The 1,461-nt window shown below is 34.8% G+C and carries 1 protein-coding gene; it reads left to right on the top strand.

The annotated features are described in order from the left end of the window. Positions 1–140: 140 nt before the first annotated feature. On the top strand, positions 141–1,461 hold a 1,321-nt coding region (locus tag Z054_RS29565), incomplete at its 3' end, for a SprB repeat-containing protein (RefSeq protein WP_152538705.1).

Raw genomic sequence — 1,461 nt, 5'->3', positions numbered from 1 at the left:
CTTTTACTCTACAAGTACCCTCTGGAATATATGCCCTGGTGCTAGAAACACCATATGGAAATCATATTAGAAAAATAATTGTGAAATAATTATAGAATACTATTGAAAAGTAATAAGCTAAATGAAAGTTGACAAGAATTATGAAAAAACTCTTATTATACATATCGTTTTTATTGTTTTCTATTAGTTTTTATGGACAATATAAATATCATGTATCTACAGTTAATGTTTTAGACTTAAGTGCTTCAAGTTGTTTTCTTTCTAATCCGGCAAGTGTAATATCCTCTACCGGAAGTTTGAAAATTGCAGATGGAAGTGATACAACTCTCAGCACTACGACAGGAATATTAGATTTAACTACAAGACCAGGATATTATTTAGTTTCAGCTGGAAGTTGCAGATGGATCGAAGGCCCTAACAGGGGAAAAACATATAGTTTAGGAGGATACAGAATGGATATCGATCCTAACATAGATTCATATTATGAACATAAACCATCTTTTGGGACATTATACTTTGAAAAAGTTAATACAACACAATCTAATGAACTTGACTGTAATGGTGTTACATTAAATGCTACTTCGAGTATTTCTGATACAGATATTATTGAATGGGAATATTCTTTTGAAGGACAATTAGCTACAATAAGTGGTTCTTCAAACAAAAAATCAATATTTATAGATTTTGATAATTTTCCAGTAGATTTTGAGAATAATGCAAATAAAATAATTTATTTCAGATACAAACTAGTTGGTAATGTTTTTTCTCCTTTAAAACCTTACACAATCCTTAACTGCTCACCTGCATTAGATCCGAATATTTCTCCTAACCCAAAGCTTATTCATCCTACCTGTAGTTATAACAATGATGGTAGCTTCACAGTAACTTTTGATAGAGAACTCGATAGTAATGTTTCAGAAAAAATGAGTTTAGTTGTATTTGTATCTAATGGAACATTTGACAATGTTGCCGGGGTAGATATTTTGACAAAAAGCGATTTTATTGGACGGGCTTTTACCTGGAATGCCAATGGTTTAGGGCCTGGCACCTATATATTGGGTTGGCAAACCAAAAGAGGAGGAAACGATCCTGGCACAAATCCAGACGCTCTTGATTTTAGTAGTGAATTTACACTAGTTGCTCCTCGTGTATTGTCTGTTAGCGGTGACCCAACACTTGTACAATGCTTTGAAGGAAATGATGGTACCATCACTGTAACACCCGATGGAGGAACTCCTCCTTATCAATATTCTATAGCAGGAAGCAATATAGAACCTGTAGGCACCTTATTTGATGGGCTGACCGCAGGGGATTACACGATACTTATCAAAGACAAAAATGGCTGTGAAGCCTCTAGTACATCAATAACTGTTGGCGAACGCTATTCCAGCATACCCAATGTGATTCCTGTACTGGGTACTAGCCCTACCCTTATCAATGGTAATAATGGTCGTATCACCA

Origin of the sequence: Aquimarina macrocephali JAMB N27 (genome assembly GCF_000520995.1) — a bacterium.
In the GTDB taxonomy this organism is placed as follows: Bacteria; Bacteroidota; Bacteroidia; order Flavobacteriales; family Flavobacteriaceae; genus Aquimarina; species Aquimarina macrocephali.
The sequence above is the reverse complement of the archived record's forward strand: the minus strand, read 5'-3'. Positions and strand labels throughout refer to the sequence as shown.